Origin of the sequence: Natronomonas sp. (assembly GCF_046483325.1) — an archaeon.
GTDB lineage: Archaea > Halobacteriota > Halobacteria > Halobacteriales > Haloarculaceae > Natronomonas.
The window spans coordinates 21,278-37,261 of record NZ_JAWODL010000051.1 but is presented as its reverse complement, the minus strand read 5'-3'; the positions used below and the strand labels follow the sequence as shown (position 1 = coordinate 37,261).

Genomic DNA, 15,984 nt, shown 5'->3' with positions numbered 1-15,984 from the left:
CGATCGGGGACGTATGGCATACGAAACACTCGAGTGTGAGCGAGAAGACGGCGTCGGAACCATCACCTTCGATCGTCCCGACGCGTACAATTCGATAAACACGCGCATGGGCGAGGAGCTTCCCGCTGTCGCCCACGAACTCGCGAGCGACGATGCGGTTCGAGCGATCGCCGTGACATCGAACGGCCCCGTATTCAACACTGGCGCGGACCTGACGGAGCTCTCCGCGGACGGAACTGACGAAGCCCACATCCGGAGCCTCGCCGCGGGGCTTCACGAGTTCGTGAGCCAACTCGTTCGGGCACCGAAACCCGTCGCCATCGGGGTCAACGGCGTCGCCGCCGGCGGCGGTCTCGGTCCGTCAATCTGCGGCGATATCGTTCTGGCGGCCGAATCTGCTCGATTCGAGTTCGCCTACCCCCGGATCGGGCTCTCCGGTGACGGTGGTTCGACGTATCTTCTCCCTCGACTCGTGGGACTACGGCGCGCCCAAGAGCTCGCGTTCCGCGACGAGCCGATCGGTGCCGAGGAGGCGGCCGATATAGGACTCGTGACGGACGTCGTCCCCGACGACGAACTCGACGCGCGGCTCTCCGAGGAAGCCTCCCGGCTCGCGTCGGGGCCGACGAAAGGATACGCAGCGACGAAGCGATTGCTCGCGGAGAGTTTCGACAACCCGCTCGAAGCGCAGTTGGCCAACGAGGGGGAGACGATCGCTGAACTCACCAACACGACCGACTTCGCTCGCGGACACGCCGCGTTCGGCGGCGATGAACCGCCCGAGTTCGTCGGCGAGTAGCCGGATCGATCAGGGATCGACGACGACCGTCCCCGATTTCCCGTCGTACGTCTCTCGCAGCCCTCGTGCGACGACGGCCGTTGCGATAATCGCGAGGAGGCTCGCAGCGGCGAACGCGGCTTCGTAGCCGGAAACGGTCGCGACCGCGCCAACCGCCGCCGGCCCGACGACACCGCCGACGCCTTTGGCCGTCTCGCGGAGACCCATAAGCTCGGATTCTCGGCCCGGCGGTGCCACATCGCTTATGAATGCGAGACCGCCGATCGTCATGGCCGAAAACGAAGCGCCCAACACCACGAACGTTCCCGCCCCGAACAGAAGCCGGAGCGCACCGGCGGGAACGAGCGTCAATCCGGCGGCTAACAGTCCGAACACAGCGCTTCCGGCCATGCCGACGACGACGAACGCCTTCCGTCCCGTCCGATCGGACACGATCCCCAGCGCGTACATGAATCCGACCTGTGACCCGTGATTGAACGCGAGCAACACGCCCATGGTGAACTCCGCCACGCCGACCACACGAATGAGATACGGCGCGATGATCGCCATGATTCCGAGGACGGCGACGTTCCGCAAGGCGACGGCGACGTACAACCACACGAGACCGTTTCGAAAGAGATGGCGACGGTCGGCGGGGGCGGGAAAGAGACGACGTCGCGTCTCGGCGAGGAGCCCCGTGATCGTTGGGCTGTGTGTCGGCGTCGGGTCGTCAACGGCGACCAGCGCGACCGTCGAAACCGCGGTGATCGCCGCGATTATCCAGTATATATCCACCGGGGTGACGTACTCCAAGAGCGCGCCCGAGACGACGTATCCGAACGAGAAGCCGCCGGATCTGGCGCTGTTTAGCAGTCCGATCGATCGACCTCGGCCGGTGGTTCCCCCGTGGTGGCTCGCGATCGCGAGCGCTACGGGCGTAAAGCCAGCGAGAAATACGGCATACACCCCCCGAGAGCCGATCGCGACTGGGACGCTGTCGGCGATGACAAGCGGGAGGACGGCTAACAGACCGCCGATACCGGTGAGGATCAACACGAGCCGTCTGCGACCGGTTATGTCCGCGAGCGCGCCCCAGAACGGCGAGAACGACATTAACCCCGCGTAGTACGCCGTCCCAACGAGTCCCGCCGCGAAGGCCGACGCACGCGCCTCGACGATGACTGCCAGGACCGTCCCCATGAGGATCGCCCCGGAAAACCGGGTGAACGTGGCCAATCCGAGCGCGATCCACTGCCGACGACTCGTCATACCGGTGGGTCGGGAGGTGCCCTCCTAAGCGACGTGGTTCGCTCCTGTCGGTCCGCACTCACGACGATCGCTGACCGGTCGGCGCCCAGACTATCACCGCAACGTTCGAACGGATTGCGCCCAACGTGTCCGTATGCACGTTCTGATCGCAACCGACTCGGTCCACACGACGGCGGCGGCCTGTGACTACCTCGAATCCAGACTCGACCCGGAGGATACGGTCACCGTCGTCTCGGTTCCAGGTACCGATGCCCGCGACGCGGACGACGCGTTGAACGTCGCGAACGCTCGGCTGCTCGGGTACGCGACCGTCGAAACTGACCGCCTCGCATCCGACGGTGATCCCACGAGCGCGATCCTCTCGGCGGTAGCCGATCGCACGCCGGAGATCGTGGTCGTCGGTCAACACGCCGGGAGTCCCGAGGCGGGCCCGAGGCTCGGAAGCACTGCTCGAGGGATCATCGAGGGGGTCGACGTCCCCGTCGTCGTCGTTCCACTCTCGTTTTGATCTCCCCGGGCTCGTCCGCCGGGATTCAAATATTCCCCCGGTGAAACCGGCGCCATGGAGTTACTCGTCTTACGCGAGGGGGTCCACGGGATTCCAACGGAATCGTACGCTGAAGCGCTTCGAACGCGTCTCGACGGGCACACGATCCGCTATGCGCGAACGCCTTCGGAGGAACGCGAGGCGATCCCGACGGCCGGCGTGGTCACCGGCCTCCGGATCGATCCGTCGCTGTTGGAGCACGCCGAGAACCTCGACGTGTTCGCGTGTGCGTACGCAGGGACCGGTCACCTCCCACTCGATGCTCTCGCCAAGCACGGCGTCCGCGTGACGAACGCTGCAGGCGTCCACGCGCCGAACGCGTCCGAACAGGCCATCGGGTCCATGCTGGCCTTCTCGCGCCGCCTGCACGAGGCGGCGCGCACGGCCACTTGGCAGCCGGTCACGCCGACCGAGTTCGCCGAGTCGACCGTTACGATCGTCGGGTTGGGGGCGATCGGACGGGGGATCGCAAAACGGCTCGAACCGTTCGGCGTCACGACGATCGGCGTGCGTCGAACGCCGGAATCGGGTGGACCGACGGACGAGGTGATCGGTCCGCACCGGCTCCACGATGCGCTCGCTCGCAGTCAGTTCGTCGTCTTGTGCTGTCCGCTCACCGAATCGACGCAGGGGCTCATCGGTGGCGAGGAACTCGGAACGCTTCCGCCGGACGCCGTCATCGTCAACGTCGCCCGCGGCGAGGTAATCGACACCGACGCCCTGGTCGAGAACCTCCGCCGTGGCTGGATCGGCGGAGCAGTCCTAGACGTGACGGACCCGGAGCCGCTCCCGGATGATCACCCGTTGTGGGGACTCGACGACGTGCTGATCACGCCCCACTCGGCCGGGTCGACGCCGAAGTACTACGAGCGGCTCGCCGACATCGTCGCCGAGAACGTCGGCCGGTTGGAGTCCGATGAGTCACTGCGCAATCAGGTTCGAATCGGGACCGGGGATAAAACCGACTAGTTCGGACGGTTACTCGTCGAGGAATTCCACCAGTTCGACGACGTGTCCGTCGGGATCCTCGAGGAAGGCAGTTCGAGCGCCCACGACGGACTGGTCGGCCGGCTTCTGTCGGACGCCGTGATCGTCGATCTCCTCGAAGGCAGCATCGACGTCGTCGACCTCCACTGCGACGTGATCCCAGAGGTCTCCGGCATCCGACGGCGTCTTCCCCTCCGTTTCGGACAACTGCAGTTCGAACCCGTTTTCGTCGGCGACGTACCGGTTAACCGTCTCGCCGTCCTCGGTTTCGAAGCCCCACGAGTCCTCGAATCCGAGATTCTCGACGTACCACTCGACGGACTGTTCGACATCGGAAACGTTCAGACAGGTGTGTAGGAGCACCATGGTACACGACCGACCGCGGCGGTGATAATCCCAGCGGTTCGGTGCGTCGAACCGGTTTCGGGTTCGATCTCGGAACTCCCAGGCTCGGCGCTCGGAACGAACTCGGATGGTTTTTTAGCGAGTGCGTGGACTCTCCGGTATGTCCCTCCCTACGCGACGGTCCGATATGCAACCGCGCCAACCCGAACCGTCCTCCGTCTCCCTCGGGCAGGCTCATTGATGAGTCGGGGGCGAAATGTCGGGCTGTTCGTTGCGCTGGCTACACTTTGGGGCCTCACCTTTCCCGCGATCACCATCGGCCTCGATTCGTTTCCACCGCTCCTGTTCGCCGCATTCCGATACGACGTCGCCGGCGTGATGCTGCTCGGCTATCTCGTCGTTCGCGGGGCTGAGTGGATGCCGAGGACGCAAAGCGATGGGCTCGCCATCGCGATCGCCGGGACGTTTCTGATCGCCGGGAACAGCTTGCTATTTATCGGCCAACAGACCGTCCCGGGCGGCATCGCATCCATACTCTACGGACTCATCCCGCTTTTGACGGCCGGCTTCGCCGCTGTCCTTCTGCCGTCCGAACCGATCACGTTGCGACGAGGTCTCGGCGTCGGTGCCGGTCTCGCCGGTGTTGTCGCCATCGCACAGCCGGACCCAGCAAACCTGTTCACCGCCGAACTGATCGGGACGGGGTTCGTCCTCGCCGCTGCGGTGAGTGTCGCCTTCGGGAGCGTGTTGCTTCGGCGACTCGCTCCGACGCTCGGTGTCGGGGCGATGACCGCGTGGGCGATGCTCGTTGGGGGTGGCTTGCTCCATCTTGCCAGCCTGGGGATCGGCGAGCGGTTCGCCGATATCACCCCGACGCTTCTCGGTGCGATCTCGATCCTGTATCTCGCGGTACTCGGGAGCGCCGTCGCGTATGTGATTTACTTCGCACTCTTGGCCGAGTTCGGACCGCTGGAAATCAATCTCGTCTCCTACGTCGTGCCGATCTTCGCCACCCTCGGCGGCATCGTGCTACTCGACGAAGCGTTGACATCCGCGATGATCGTCGGCTTCGTCCTCATCGCGGGCGGGTTCGTCGTAATAAAAGGACGTGTGCTCGCTGCGGAAATGGGTTTTCGATCCTGACCATCGATCGAGCGTGCTCAGGGCTGAACGGGAATCCCAAAGAACGCTGATCGAACATCTTACTGGAAGCCGATTCGACCGCCGCGCTGTTGACGACCGTCCGGGCTGCCGCCGCGGAACTGATCTTCGACCTGTTCGTAGTACTCGCGGATGTCGTCCGTGATCGTCGGCCGAACCGATTCGAGCGCCTGCCGGAAGTGGCGCATCTCGACCTCGTTGGCGCCGTCGTCCTCCCTGAGCGCCTCGATCGCGGCTTCTCGGGCGATCGATTCGAGGTCGGAACCGACGTAGCCGCCGGTGATCTCCGCGATTTCGCGCAGACTCACGTCGGGTGCCAACGGGGTTTCGCTGGTGTGGATCCGAAGGATCTGCTCGCGGCCCTCGGTGTCGGGTTCGCCGATCATGACGAGTCGGTCGAAGCGCCCCGATCGAATGAGCGCCGGATCGATCATGTCGGGACGGTTCGTCGCGCCGATGACCATCACGTCGCCCATATCTTCGAGCCCGTCGAGTTCTGTCAGAAGTTGGTTGACGACCCGCTCGGAGACGTTCGAACCGGTGTCGGTGCCGCGTCCCGGTGCCAACGAGTCGAGCTCGTCGAAGAAGATCACCGTCGGCGAGACCTGTCTGGCCTTTCGGAACGTCTGTCGGATCGCCTTCTCGCTCTCGCCGACCCATTTCGAGAGCAGTTGCGGACCGCGGACTGAAATGAAGTTCGCGTTCGTCTCGTTGGCGACGGCCTTCGCCATAAGCGTCTTGCCTGTCCCGGGTGGGCCGTATAGCAGGACGCCCGCGGGCGGACTGATTCCCATCCGTTCGAACTTCTCCGGGGAATTCATCGGCCACTCGACGGACTCTTTGACCTGTCCCTTCGCGTCGTCGAGGCCACCGACGTCGTCCCACGATATCTTCGGGAGTTCGACGAGGACCTCCCGCATTGCGGAGGGATCAACTTCATTCAGCGCACCGCGGAAGTCACCGCGTTTGATGATCATCCGATCGATGAGGCTCGGCGGGATGTCCTCCTCGTCGAGATCGATCTCGGGAAGGTACCGTCGAAGCGCCTTCATCGCCGCCTCCTTGGTCAGGCTCTCGATGTCCGCCCCGACGAACCCGTGCGTCTCGTCGGCCATGTGATCGAGCGAGACGTCGTCGGCGAGCGGCATCCCTCGGGTGTGGATCTGGAGGATCTCCTTTCGTCCCGTCTCGTCCGGAACGCCGATCTCGATCTCCCGATCGAATCGACCGGGGCGTCGAAGCGCCGGGTCGACCGAATCGACGCGGTTCGTCGCGGCGATGACGATGACCTGTCCGCGCGATTCGAGTCCGTCCATCATAGTCAACAACTGAGCGACGACACGGCGTTCGACCTCACCGGTCACGTCCTCGCGCTTGGGCGCGATCGAATCCAGTTCGTCGATGAATACGATTGAGGGCGCTTCCTCGGTCGCGTCTTCGAAGATCTCGCGGAGTTGCTGTTCGGACTCGCCGTAGTACTTCGAGATTATCTCGGGCCCGGCGATCGAGAAGAAACTCGCCGACGTCTCGTTGGCGACCGCTTTCGCTAGCAGCGTCTTGCCGGTCCCGGGTGGCCCGTGGAGGAGGACGCCTTGGGGCGGTTCGATGCCGAGCTTTTTGAAGATCTGCGGATGCTTCATCGGCAACTCGACCATTTCACGGACCCGCTGTATCTCGCTTTGAAGGCCGCCGATGTCCTCGTAGGTGATGCCGCCGCCCGTCTTTTCGAACCCTGCGATCGGTTCCTCGCGGAGTTCCACCTCCGTGTCCTCCGTGATGAGACAGACCCCCTCGGGATCGGTCTCGACGGCGATGAGCGGGATCGCCTGTCCCGGTGAACGCATGAACGGGTGGTTCGTCGAACTCATCACGGGCACGATGTCGCGCTCGACCACCGGCCGTTTGAGTATCTGCCGTTTGACCATACCTGCCGCATCCGAGCCGAACTGGACCGACGCCTCTTCGGGCGGCGCGAGGACCAGTCGCTCCGCTTTCGTTGCCTCGGCCTTTCTGATCGTCACCCGTTCGCCGATCCCAATGTCGGCGTTTTGTCTGGTGAATCCGTCGATCCGTACCGTGTCCGTGTTCCAGTCCTGTCGGTCGGCCCGCCAGACCTTCGCCGCCGTCGTGTCGGAGCCTTCGATCTCGATTATGTCACCCGGCGACAGCTTGAGGTGGAGCAGGGTGTCCGGATCGAGGCGTGCGATCCCCCGCCCGGAGTCGTTGGGGTACGCCTTTGCGACCTCGAGTTGAACCTCGTTCATCCTGATATAGACACTCCGTTCCGCCGAGAGATAGGCTTTTTGCTCACCGGGGCCGTCCGATTCGGTCACTGTCACGATCTCGTTACCGATTTGGCACCGAACGCCAAACGAGCGACATGGACGGTTTCACGCTCCGAATCGCGGGGACATCGGATGCGGAGGCGATCGCGTGGATATATCGACCGTACGTCGAGACGACCGCGATCACGTTCGAGGAAGAGCCGCCCGCTCCGGAATCCATTGCATCCGATATCGAGACGCGACTCGACACGTATCCGTGGTTCGTCGCCGAAGCCGACGATGGCGTTCTCGGCTACGCGTACGCGGCCCCGCTTCGGAAACGGGATGCCTATCGGTGGACCGTCGAACTCTCGGTATACGTCGATCGCGATCGACGGAGACGGGGGCTCGGATCGGCGCTGTACACTGCACTTCTCGAAACGCTCGAACGACAGGGATTCGAAAGCGCTTACGGCGTCGTCACGCTTCCGAACCCCGAAAGCGCCGGCTTTCACGAGGCGCTCGGATTCGAACGGGTCGGGCTCTTTCCGAAGGCCGGGTACAAACTCGGCGAGTGGCACGACGTCGCGTGGTACCAACGGTCTCTCGGTGCGCGTTCGGCGTCACCGTCGGAGCCGATCCCCTTCGAGGCGTGTCGAGACGAGCCGTGGCTCGATGAACTGCTCACGCCGATGTAGCACCCGGACAATTGGGCGTGATCGACCCCGACTATCGATCGCGTTCGACTCCGATATCGTTTTGACCGTTCGGTCGGTACCGATGGTCGAATGATTGATCGGCTGGCGAGACAGCTTCGGAAAGAAGAGCGGGATCTCCTCGTCTTGGAGGCCGTCCTTTCGCATCACCCGATCGGTATCCCCAGAATCGCCGAGGTGACTGGGGTCGACGAACACAAGACGAGATACTCCCTCCGCATGCTCGAGGACGGCGGACTCGTGGATCCGACTCCCGACGGAGCTGTCCCGGCCGACGGCGCCCTCAAACAGGTCGAAGAAATCAACGCGGGATTGGACGCACTCGCGGAACGTGTCGACGGTCTCAAGAGCTTCGGATCGTAGCTGTCCGCGATCGGATGCACCCAACGATCCCGTCACTTCCCGTTGCTGACGATATCGTCGTACTGGGCCCCGGTCTGTTTCAACGTCTCCGTCGAGTATAGACGTTCGTGGTCGAACGGGAGGTACTCCTCCGCTAGTTCATCGATCTTCTCGTCTACGATCTCCGACTCGCGACCGTGGATCATGGTAAAGAGGTTGTACGTCCATCCCAGTTCCGGTCTGCGCGGCCGGTGATAACACAGCGTCACGTAGGGGAGTTCACCGACCGCCTCTCCGAGCCGATCCAGTTCGTCCACCGGGACGTCCCAGACGACCATGCAGTTAGCGTCGAACCCCGTTACGACGTGGTTGACGACGCATCCGATGCGTTTGATACAGCCACTTTCCAGAAGCCCTTCGATGGCGGCCAACACGTCATCGACGGGCGAATCGATCTCGTTTGCGACGTCGCGATACGGCGTCGCAGAGAGCGGGAATCCATCCTGAATTTCGAGCAACAGCCGACGATCAAGCGCGGAGAGATCGGCTGTCGCCGTCTCCGAGATCCTGGTTGCGGTGACGCTCGTCGAATCGATCGACTCCCGAGCGAACCGATCACCGTTGACGACCGGGAACTCCAGGTCGATGTAGAAATCGGTCAACATCGGCAACACAAGAACTCTGCAACCGGTCCGTTCCTCGATCTCGGCGATGATTCGATCGCGCGTTTCGAGTGATCCAGCGGTCACGACGAACCACATGTTCCACTCGTGATCGCGTCGGTAGTTATGGTTGACTTGCCGGTACTCGTTGATGATCGCCGCGACTTCGTCGAAATGGTCCTCCGGTGCTCGTACCGCCGCGAGTGTCGACGCACCGATGACGGGTGGGTTGAGCACCGCACCGAAGCGTCGAAACACGCCCGACTCTCGGAGCCGTTCGACCCGTTCGAGCGCCTCCGATTCGCTGATCCCGAGCGACTCTCCGACGCTCCGAAACGGCCGTTCGACGACCGGGAACCCCGACTGATAGCCGTCGATAAGCGCCGCGTCGGTCGAATCAATATGCGCCCGCCAGTCGTTGGCATCGGTCGCCGACTCACTCATTGGCCCCAGTACGGGGCGGAGGGATTAGGCTCCGTCGGTCCCGGAACGGTGGTCCCTCGCTGAATTGGGAGTATTTTTGACGCCGAAGCCCACACATTACGTATGGCATCCGCGACGGAACGATACGGTGACTGGCCGCTGAAGCGGTTGATGACCGAGGTCGTCGGCTCGGGACACAAATCGGCGGACGATATGACGCGTGATCAAGCGTCCGAGGCGTTTCGCCGAATCCTAGACGACGACCCGGACCGAACGACGCTCGGCGCGTTTTGGCTCGCGAACCGCTGGAAACGGAACACGCCCGAAGAACTCGGTGCGTACGTCGACGTGATGGCAGCGGGCGTCGAAACCGCCGAGCCGGATTGTGACCCCGTCGACTGCGGGGCGAATTACGACGGGAAGGGTCGAACCGCGCTTCTCGGTGTCGCCGCCGGGCTCGTCGCCGCCGCGGCGGGCACCCCGGTCGTCGTCCACTCGGGCGATCGGGTACCGACGCAAAAGCAGGACGCGTACAAACACGTTCTCGACGAACTCGGTGTCCGGACCGAACTGTCCCCGGACGAATCCGCAGAAATGACTGACGAGGTCGGCTTCGGGTTCTATTATCAGCCAGCGTTCGCTCCCGAAGTCGACGCGCTGTTCGATCGCCGCGATAAGATGGGCGTCCGGACGTTCGTCAACACGATCGAGACGCTCGCGAATCCCGCATCCGCGTCCGTCCATCTCGGGTCGTTCTACCACCTCCCGTACGCGAAGCGGATCATCGACACCTTCGGCGCATCCGAAACGTCCGATATCGAGCGAGTCGTCATGTTCCAGGGACTGGAAGGCTACGACGACATTCGCCCCGGATCCACGAAGGTCGCCGTCTGGGACCACGGCTCGGAGATCGAAGACTTCGACATCGAGACGCCCGAATACGGCATGGATCTCGAAAGCGACGACCTCGGGGTCGACGACGTCGCCGTCGACTCGGCGGCGATCACCGAAGAAATCCTCCGAGGCGACCGCCGAGATCAGTTCGCCGACGCCGTCGCGGTCAACGCCGCGTTGCGGATCTACGCCGGCGGGGGTGTCTCGGACATCTCCGAGGGTCTCGACGTCGCGCGGGAGGCGATCGAATCGGCCGAGCCGGCGGATCGCCTCGACGCGCTTCGCGCCTTCTGATCGTCGCTTGAAACGACCGATTGCGACCGAATGAGCCGATTTCGGTTTGGGAAGTAACCCACGAACACGATCGAGCGCTGGCTCATCGTACCCGCAGTGAGTAGGCGATGGTCGCCAACCCGAAGAGTACGAACAGACTCTCGATGAGCACCCCGACGCCGAGGGCCACGTTCAGCAGTTCGAACGTAACTCCGGCCAGTAGCACACCCACGACGATGAGTCCAAAGCCGACTGCGAGAAAGCCGAGCGACCGATCGTACGTGCGCCGATACGCGCTGAACGCGAGGTAGGTGACGAGCCCTCCAACGATGAGGATGAGCGTCTTCACTACGGCGACTGCAACTTGAATCCCCGTTCCGGTTGTCGAGTGTACCATGTTTATAATTCCTTTCGTACTTCGGACCACATTTCGGCGAGTTGTTCGTCGGCTCGACGGGACGGCCGTTTTATTTCGAGCTCGAGATCTACTTGTTCGTTTCGAGAGATTACCACTTCCTCGAAATCCAACTCGTATCTGTTCGCGTGGCTGCCGTCCTCGCGGATCTCCGTTCCCTCCTGGACGAGTGTGGCCTCCACCAGTTGGTCGAGTTTTCTGTACAACGTCGATCGGGGGACATCGCACCGTTCGAGAAGCGCTCGTGCCGTCCGCGGTTCCGTTAACTGGGCGAGAATAGCTCGGCAGTCCTCGTCGTGTAACGCTCCCAACACGGTCTCTAGGTCTGGAGCGTCGTCTCGGACCACCGGATCCCGGACCATATCAATCGGTTTCCCTGAGAGAACTTAAACGGCTGTGGATTCGCGCTCTCACCGAGACGATAGGCACGCCCTTTGATCTCGGGTGTTCCTGAATCTATGCGATGGACGCGGCGGACGTTTGTGGTAACACGTGGCCGTTGTGTTCGGTGTCGTTACGGTTGGCTGCCTCGGAGCTGGCGATGCGAGTCGTGACGAATCCGAGCCCGAAAGCCGGCAGTCTTTTGCGAGGCCGACACCTGGTTCGATTATGAGCGATAGATCGATATCCGATCCCGACAACCCGATAGCGACGATCGAAACCACCCACGGGGAAATAACCGTCGAACTGTTCGAAGAACGGGCGCCCCGAACCGTCGAGAACTTCATCGGTCTCGCGACGGGGACCGATGATTACAACGGGACCGAGGTCGCTCCCGGAACGGGGGCGTGGGAAGATCCAGAAACCAGTGAAAAACGAATCGACTCGCTCTACGAGGGCGTCCCGTTCCACCGAATCATCGACGACTTCATGATTCAAGCTGGGGATCCAACTGGAACGGGTCGCGGCGGCCCTGGCTATCAGTTCGACGATGAGTTCCACGACGAGTTGACTCACGAAGCACCCGGGATACTCTCAATGGCGAACTCCGGGCCGAACACGAACGGGAGCCAGTTCTTCATCACGCTCGGTGCGCAACCGCACCTCGACGGCCGACACGCGGTCTTCGGACAGGTCGTAGATGGTATGAGCGTCGTCGAGGAGATCGGCTCCGTGCCGACCGGCCGCAACGACGCGCCCCGCGAAGACGTCGAAATCGGATCGATTTCCATCGATCGGTAGGCTCTACGGCTCGATATGGGCGGTGTAGTGCAACACGGCCAGGGCGGATCGTCCGTCGCGTAACTCTCCACGTGCCGACATGTCTTTTATTTTCTCGAACGTCGTCGTCTCGACCGCGATGGATTCGTTGTCATCGAGTTGCTGGGTGCTGTTCGGCACACAGCCGTGGGCGACTGCGTAATGATGTGTCGAGTCGAAGAGACCGTTGGCTGGCTCGTACGCAGTCAGTAACTCGACCGTATCCGCCTCGTATCCCGTTTCCTCGGCCAATTCTCGACGAGCTGCCGACCGAATATCGCTATCCTCGTCTTCGATACCCCCCGCCGGCAGTCCGTAGTTGACCCGACCGACCGCTTGCCGCCACTCCCGAATGACGATAACGTCGCCCTGCTCGGTGAACGGAAGTATCACGACGGACGGCGTCTCCGTGACGTAGTGAAACTCAGTCTCAGTTCCGTCGGGAAGCCGAACGTCGTCACGAACGACGTCGAATCCGGGGCACGTGTAGTCGGTTTCGGAGCCGAGGGTCTGCCACGTGAGGTCAATCTCGTCCATGTGTAACGACTTGGGACGGGTCGATCAAAACGGTGTCTACCCGCTCGAATGGCGAACAGGTGGAGCGATTGCGTGTCCGTCCGGCGACGATGCCCCACACATTCACCGTGATCGTCGACGGTCGTCGGTTAGCGCACACGTCGTCTGGTTTCGCTTTCTTATATAAATGCGCGTGCCGGACGACGTTCGAGTAGCCGCAACTTGGGGCTATTCCCCGATCCACTCGAAGTACAGATCGTAGTGGGCTGTACAACCGGGATTGAACGCCGCTTCACAGTGGGGACACTTCTCTGCTGACATGTACTCCGCTGCTGTGAGTGTCGTCTCACAGACGCCACAGTAGGCCGCCGGTTCGTTACGACGCTTCGTCGGCCAGGGTTCGGCATCGTGCTCGGCGAGTTCCGCATGACAGTTATAACAGGCGTAGTAGGATCCACAGCAGCCGAAGCGGAGGGCCACGATGTCCTCCTCGGTGTGGTAGTGTGTGCACCTGGTTTCGGAATCGATTTGGACTCCGAAAACGTCCTTACGAGTCACGGTAAACGGGATATGCCGACGTGAGTCACGGGCTGTGTATTGTACGGCTGCAATTGGATCACGGACGTAACACGACTTTGCCGCTCGACTTACGCTCCTCGATGAACCGATGTGCCTCGGCGGCTTCGGATAGCTCGAACGTGTCTCCGATCTGCACTTCGAGGTCGTCTCCCGCGAGGAGTTCGGTTAGTTCCGGCACTGCTCCCATTACTTTCATCGGGCGTTCGTCCAACGCGCGGCCGAGGTGGTAGCCGATGACTCGCTTGTTTCCGAACAGCAGATCCGCGGTGTTCGGCCGTCCCGGCTCGCCGGAGGCGGCGCCGAACGAAACCATCCTCCCGAACGATTTCAGCGCACCGAGACTATGGTCAGTGGTCTCACCGCCGATTCCGTCTAACACCAGATTGACGCCATCGCCGTCGGTGAGCTCGTCCACCCGATCGGTAAAATCGACCTCAGTGTACTTGATCCCGTGATCCATTCCGAGGTCCGAAGCGAGGGAGAGTTTCTCGTCCGTGGAAGCGGTTCCGATCACAGTCGCTCCTGCTTCGTCAGCCAGTTGCACGGCCGCGCTTCCGACGCCGCCCGCCGCCGCGTGGATCAACACCGTTTCGTCCGATTCGAGTTCACCCCACTCGTGGAGGCAGTTGTGTGCCGTGAGCCATTGAACGGGAAACCCCGCGGCCTCTTCGAAACTCAATCCGTCGGGAATCTCGAGGAGACCGCGTGCGTCCGCGATCGCATATTCGGCGTAGCCTCCGCCGTTGACGAGCGACACGACGCGTTCTCCCGGCTCGCGGTTGACGTTCTCGCCGACTTCGGCGATCACTCCGGCTACTTCCATTCCCGGCGTGTATGGCGGTTTCGGACCACCGTGGTAGTGTCCTCGTCGCTGCATTATGTCGGCGAAGTTGACACCGGCCGCTTTGACTTCGATGAGAACCTGTCCATTTTGCGGTTCGGGACGATCGGCCTCATCGACTACTAGCACGTTAGCATCGCCGTACTCGGTGACGGTGAGTGCTTCCATCGTAGTCATCTTCGTGGACGAACTGTATTAAATTCGGGTCGATTGGTCGTTCTTGCCGATTGCGGTTCCGGATCGGTCGAGAGGCTCACCGCTATCACGGCCGCGCGAACGCGCAGCGTAAGCGATACCGAGATCATCGCGGATAGGTTTATAGCGATTGCGTCATCCGTTCTGTATATGCCCTACGATTGCTCGTTTCTCGATGATCTCGAGATCGACGGAACGGTCTCGTTCGAACCGTCCGCGCTAGACAATCATGCGACCGATTGGCTGACGGCGGAGACCGGTGAGGGAGTCACGCCCGATGCAGTCGTGTGGCCCGAATCGACGGCCGATGTCTCGACGATTCTCAGCGCCGCAAACGACAGAGGCGTCCCAGTGACGCCGTATGCCGCCGGAACGTCCCTCGAAGGAAATCCAGTTCCCCTATTCAACGGAATCAGTATGGACATGACGAAAATGAACGCCGTGCTGGAGGTTCGGCCCGACGACTTCCAGATCGACGTGGAACCCGGCGTGATGGGGAACGTAATAAACGAAACCGTCGAGGAGTACGGCATGTTCTTCCCGCCGATGCCGTCGTCGGCGAACCTCTCGACGATCGGCGGGATGATCGTCAACGACGCTTCCGGCAAAAAGACGGTCAAATACGGCGAGGTCGCTGATTGGGTGTTGGACCTCGAAGTCGTCCTCGCCGATGGAACGGTTATCGAGCCCGGAAGCAGAGCCGTCAAGACATCGTCCGGATACAACCTGAAAAATCTCATTATCGGGAGCGAAGGAACGCTCGGCGTCGTCACGCGCGCGACGCTCGAACTCGAAGGTCTGCCGGAGCAGATCAAAGGCGGACGCGCGGTCTTCGAATCGATGGACGATGCCGCTGCGGCGGTCTTCGATACCGTTCGATCCGGAGTCGACACCGCAAAGATCGAACTCATCGATCCACTGGCCGCGGAGATGGCGAACGACTACCTCGATGCCGGACTCCCCGACGGATCGATGATATTCTTCGAATTTCACGCGAACCACGGCATCGACGAAGAGATCGAGTTCTTCCGGTCGGTGATCGAATCCCACGGTGTCGTCGAGTTCGAAATATCGAGCGACGATCGCATGGATGAGTTGTGGCGCGCCAGAGACGATCTCGCATTCGCTGTACAGCAGTACGACCCGGATCTCTCACCGAGACATCCCGGCGACGTGACGGTCCCGATCAGCAAATATCCGGAGATCATCCGGTTCGCGAAGGATCTCGCCGACGATCGCGATATCCTGTTCCCCTGCTTCGGTCACGCTGGTGACGGGAACGTCCACTATACGGCGCTCGTCGATCCCGACGACGAGGCGATGATCCGATCCGCGGAGGAAATCTACGACGCGGTCGTAAACCGAGCACTCGAGTACGGGGGTACTGCGACCGGTGAACACGGGATCGGGATGGGAAAGCGCCGATTCCTCGAGGCCGAACACGGCAAGTCCGGCGTCGAGATGATGCGGAAAATAAAGGCCGCGTTCGACCCGAAGGACGTACTCAACCCCGGGAAGATCTTCCCCGAAACGGACGAGGACGGTGTTAGAGTTCGGTTGGCCGAGCATTGATACGG

At 62.0% G+C, this 15,984-nt stretch carries 18 protein-coding genes; 9 read left to right on the top strand and 9 right to left on the bottom strand.

The window, feature by feature from the left end; translation table 11 throughout:
• Positions 1-13: 13 nt before the first annotated feature.
• The gene (locus tag R6U53_RS14600) at positions 14-799 is read left to right on the top strand and encodes an enoyl-CoA hydratase/isomerase family protein (RefSeq protein ID WP_410323106.1); all 786 of its coding nucleotides are present in this window, start codon (positions 14-16) and stop codon (positions 797-799) included.
• Positions 800-808: 9 nt separating this feature from the next.
• On the opposite strand, the gene R6U53_RS14595 is transcribed toward R6U53_RS14600, so the two are convergent.
• Positions 809-2,047 carry an MFS transporter gene (locus tag R6U53_RS14595; protein WP_410323105.1) on the bottom strand — a complete coding sequence of 413 codons (1,239 nt, stop codon included), beginning with the start codon at positions 2,045-2,047 and terminating at the stop codon, positions 809-811.
• 133 nt (positions 2,048-2,180) lie between these two features.
• Here R6U53_RS14595 and R6U53_RS14590 point away from each other — a divergent pair, with 133 nt between their 5' ends.
• Both R6U53_RS14590 and R6U53_RS14585 read left to right on the top strand, forming a co-directional pair.
• Positions 2,181-2,555 (top strand): universal stress protein, encoded by a 375-nt coding sequence (locus tag R6U53_RS14590; RefSeq protein ID WP_410323104.1) that lies wholly within the window; start codon positions 2,181-2,183, stop codon positions 2,553-2,555.
• A 54-nt stretch (positions 2,556-2,609) separates the two neighbouring features.
• Positions 2,610-3,563 carry a D-2-hydroxyacid dehydrogenase gene (locus R6U53_RS14585; RefSeq protein WP_410323103.1) on the top strand — a complete coding sequence of 318 codons (954 nt, stop codon included), beginning with the start codon at positions 2,610-2,612 and terminating at the stop codon, positions 3,561-3,563.
• Between the two features lie 9 nt (positions 3,564-3,572).
• Here the strand turns inward: R6U53_RS14585 and R6U53_RS14580 are convergent, their stop codons facing one another.
• On the bottom strand, positions 3,573-3,947 hold the full coding sequence (locus tag R6U53_RS14580; protein ID WP_410323102.1) for a VOC family protein: 375 nt from the start codon (positions 3,945-3,947) through the stop codon (positions 3,573-3,575).
• Between the two features lie 219 nt (positions 3,948-4,166).
• Between R6U53_RS14580 and R6U53_RS14575 the strand changes: the two genes are divergently transcribed.
• Positions 4,167-5,069, top strand: a complete 903-nt coding sequence (locus R6U53_RS14575; protein WP_410323101.1) for a DMT family transporter — start codon at positions 4,167-4,169, stop codon at positions 5,067-5,069.
• 59 nt (positions 5,070-5,128) lie between these two features.
• Here R6U53_RS14575 and R6U53_RS14570 read toward each other — a convergent pair whose 3' ends face one another.
• Positions 5,129-7,351 carry a CDC48 family AAA ATPase gene (locus R6U53_RS14570; protein ID WP_410323100.1) on the bottom strand — a complete coding sequence of 741 codons (2,223 nt, stop codon included), beginning with the start codon at positions 7,349-7,351 and terminating at the stop codon, positions 5,129-5,131.
• A gap of 116 nt (positions 7,352-7,467) precedes the next feature.
• On the opposite strand from R6U53_RS14570, the gene R6U53_RS14565 reads away from it, so the two are divergent.
• A complete protein-coding gene (locus R6U53_RS14565; RefSeq protein WP_410323099.1) occupies positions 7,468-8,049 on the top strand; it encodes an N-acetyltransferase family protein in 582 nt (193 codons plus the stop codon).
• Between the two features lie 90 nt (positions 8,050-8,139).
• Positions 8,140-8,430 (top strand): hypothetical protein, encoded by a 291-nt coding sequence (locus tag R6U53_RS14560; protein ID WP_410323098.1) that lies wholly within the window; start codon positions 8,140-8,142, stop codon positions 8,428-8,430.
• A gap of 32 nt (positions 8,431-8,462) precedes the next feature.
• Here the strand turns inward: R6U53_RS14560 and R6U53_RS14555 are convergent, their stop codons facing one another.
• Positions 8,463-9,515 (bottom strand): Lrp/AsnC family transcriptional regulator, encoded by a 1,053-nt coding sequence (locus tag R6U53_RS14555; RefSeq protein WP_410323097.1) that lies wholly within the window; start codon positions 9,513-9,515, stop codon positions 8,463-8,465.
• 102 nt (positions 9,516-9,617) lie between these two features.
• Here R6U53_RS14555 and R6U53_RS14550 point away from each other — a divergent pair, with 102 nt between their 5' ends.
• The gene (locus R6U53_RS14550; protein ID WP_410323096.1) at positions 9,618-10,682 is read left to right on the top strand and encodes an anthranilate phosphoribosyltransferase; all 1,065 of its coding nucleotides are present in this window, start codon (positions 9,618-9,620) and stop codon (positions 10,680-10,682) included.
• A gap of 82 nt (positions 10,683-10,764) precedes the next feature.
• On the opposite strand, the gene R6U53_RS14545 is transcribed toward R6U53_RS14550, so the two are convergent.
• Together R6U53_RS14545 and R6U53_RS14540 are read right to left on the bottom strand one after the other, a co-directional pair.
• A complete protein-coding gene (locus R6U53_RS14545) occupies positions 10,765-11,058 on the bottom strand; it encodes a hypothetical protein (protein WP_410323095.1) in 294 nt (97 codons plus the stop codon).
• A 2-nt stretch (positions 11,059-11,060) separates the two neighbouring features.
• Entirely contained in the window at positions 11,061-11,438 is a 378-nt protein-coding gene (locus R6U53_RS14540) for a helix-turn-helix domain-containing protein (protein ID WP_410323094.1), read from the bottom strand.
• Positions 11,439-11,685: 247 nt separating this feature from the next.
• On the opposite strand from R6U53_RS14540, the gene R6U53_RS14535 reads away from it, so the two are divergent.
• Positions 11,686-12,258 (top strand): peptidylprolyl isomerase, encoded by a 573-nt coding sequence (locus R6U53_RS14535; protein ID WP_410323093.1) that lies wholly within the window; start codon positions 11,686-11,688, stop codon positions 12,256-12,258.
• Between the two features lie 3 nt (positions 12,259-12,261).
• On the opposite strand, the gene R6U53_RS14530 is transcribed toward R6U53_RS14535, so the two are convergent.
• From R6U53_RS14530 to R6U53_RS14520, 3 genes are all read right to left on the bottom strand, one after another.
• Complete coding sequence (locus R6U53_RS14530; protein ID WP_410323092.1) at positions 12,262-12,813, bottom strand: NUDIX hydrolase; 552 nt, start codon at positions 12,811-12,813, stop codon at positions 12,262-12,264.
• 207 nt (positions 12,814-13,020) lie between these two features.
• Positions 13,021-13,350: a CHY zinc finger protein gene (locus R6U53_RS14525; RefSeq protein ID WP_410323091.1), complete on the bottom strand. Its 330-nt coding sequence runs from the start codon at positions 13,348-13,350 to the stop codon at positions 13,021-13,023.
• Positions 13,351-13,408: 58 nt separating this feature from the next.
• Positions 13,409-14,380 (bottom strand): zinc-binding alcohol dehydrogenase family protein, encoded by a 972-nt coding sequence (locus R6U53_RS14520; protein WP_410323090.1) that lies wholly within the window; start codon positions 14,378-14,380, stop codon positions 13,409-13,411.
• Positions 14,381-14,557: 177 nt separating this feature from the next.
• Between R6U53_RS14520 and R6U53_RS14515 the strand changes: the two genes are divergently transcribed.
• Positions 14,558-15,979, top strand: a complete 1,422-nt coding sequence (locus tag R6U53_RS14515; RefSeq protein WP_410323089.1) for an FAD-binding oxidoreductase — start codon at positions 14,558-14,560, stop codon at positions 15,977-15,979.
• The last annotated feature ends 5 nt before the right edge of the window (positions 15,980-15,984 follow it).

What these genes read in the sequence shown, in the direction of transcription:
- R6U53_RS14600 (WP_410323106.1), top strand. Translation starts at nt 14, where the DNA reads ATGGCATACGAAACACTCGAGTGTGAGCGAGAAGACGGCGTCGGAACC.
- R6U53_RS14595 (WP_410323105.1), bottom strand. Translation starts at nt 2,047, where the DNA reads ATGACGAGTCGTCGGCAGTGGATCGCGCTCGGATTGGCCACGTTCACC.
- R6U53_RS14590 (WP_410323104.1), top strand. Translation starts at nt 2,181, where the DNA reads ATGCACGTTCTGATCGCAACCGACTCGGTCCACACGACGGCGGCGGCC.
- R6U53_RS14585 (WP_410323103.1), top strand. Translation starts at nt 2,610, where the DNA reads ATGGAGTTACTCGTCTTACGCGAGGGGGTCCACGGGATTCCAACGGAA.
- R6U53_RS14580 (WP_410323102.1), bottom strand. Translation starts at nt 3,947, where the DNA reads ATGGTGCTCCTACACACCTGTCTGAACGTTTCCGATGTCGAACAGTCC.
- R6U53_RS14575 (WP_410323101.1), top strand. Translation starts at nt 4,167, where the DNA reads ATGAGTCGGGGGCGAAATGTCGGGCTGTTCGTTGCGCTGGCTACACTT.
- R6U53_RS14570 (WP_410323100.1), bottom strand. Translation starts at nt 7,351, where the DNA reads ATGAACGAGGTTCAACTCGAGGTCGCAAAGGCGTACCCCAACGACTCC.
- R6U53_RS14565 (WP_410323099.1), top strand. Translation starts at nt 7,468, where the DNA reads ATGGACGGTTTCACGCTCCGAATCGCGGGGACATCGGATGCGGAGGCG.
- R6U53_RS14560 (WP_410323098.1), top strand. Translation starts at nt 8,140, where the DNA reads ATGATTGATCGGCTGGCGAGACAGCTTCGGAAAGAAGAGCGGGATCTC.
- R6U53_RS14555 (WP_410323097.1), bottom strand. Translation starts at nt 9,515, where the DNA reads ATGAGTGAGTCGGCGACCGATGCCAACGACTGGCGGGCGCATATTGAT.
- R6U53_RS14550 (WP_410323096.1), top strand. Translation starts at nt 9,618, where the DNA reads ATGGCATCCGCGACGGAACGATACGGTGACTGGCCGCTGAAGCGGTTG.
- R6U53_RS14545 (WP_410323095.1), bottom strand. Translation starts at nt 11,058, where the DNA reads ATGGTACACTCGACAACCGGAACGGGGATTCAAGTTGCAGTCGCCGTA.
- R6U53_RS14540 (WP_410323094.1), bottom strand. Translation starts at nt 11,438, where the DNA reads ATGGTCCGGGATCCGGTGGTCCGAGACGACGCTCCAGACCTAGAGACC.
- R6U53_RS14535 (WP_410323093.1), top strand. Translation starts at nt 11,686, where the DNA reads ATGAGCGATAGATCGATATCCGATCCCGACAACCCGATAGCGACGATC.
- R6U53_RS14530 (WP_410323092.1), bottom strand. Translation starts at nt 12,813, where the DNA reads ATGGACGAGATTGACCTCACGTGGCAGACCCTCGGCTCCGAAACCGAC.
- R6U53_RS14520 (WP_410323090.1), bottom strand. Translation starts at nt 14,380, where the DNA reads ATGGAAGCACTCACCGTCACCGAGTACGGCGATGCTAACGTGCTAGTA.
- R6U53_RS14515 (WP_410323089.1), top strand. Translation starts at nt 14,558, where the DNA reads ATGCCCTACGATTGCTCGTTTCTCGATGATCTCGAGATCGACGGAACG.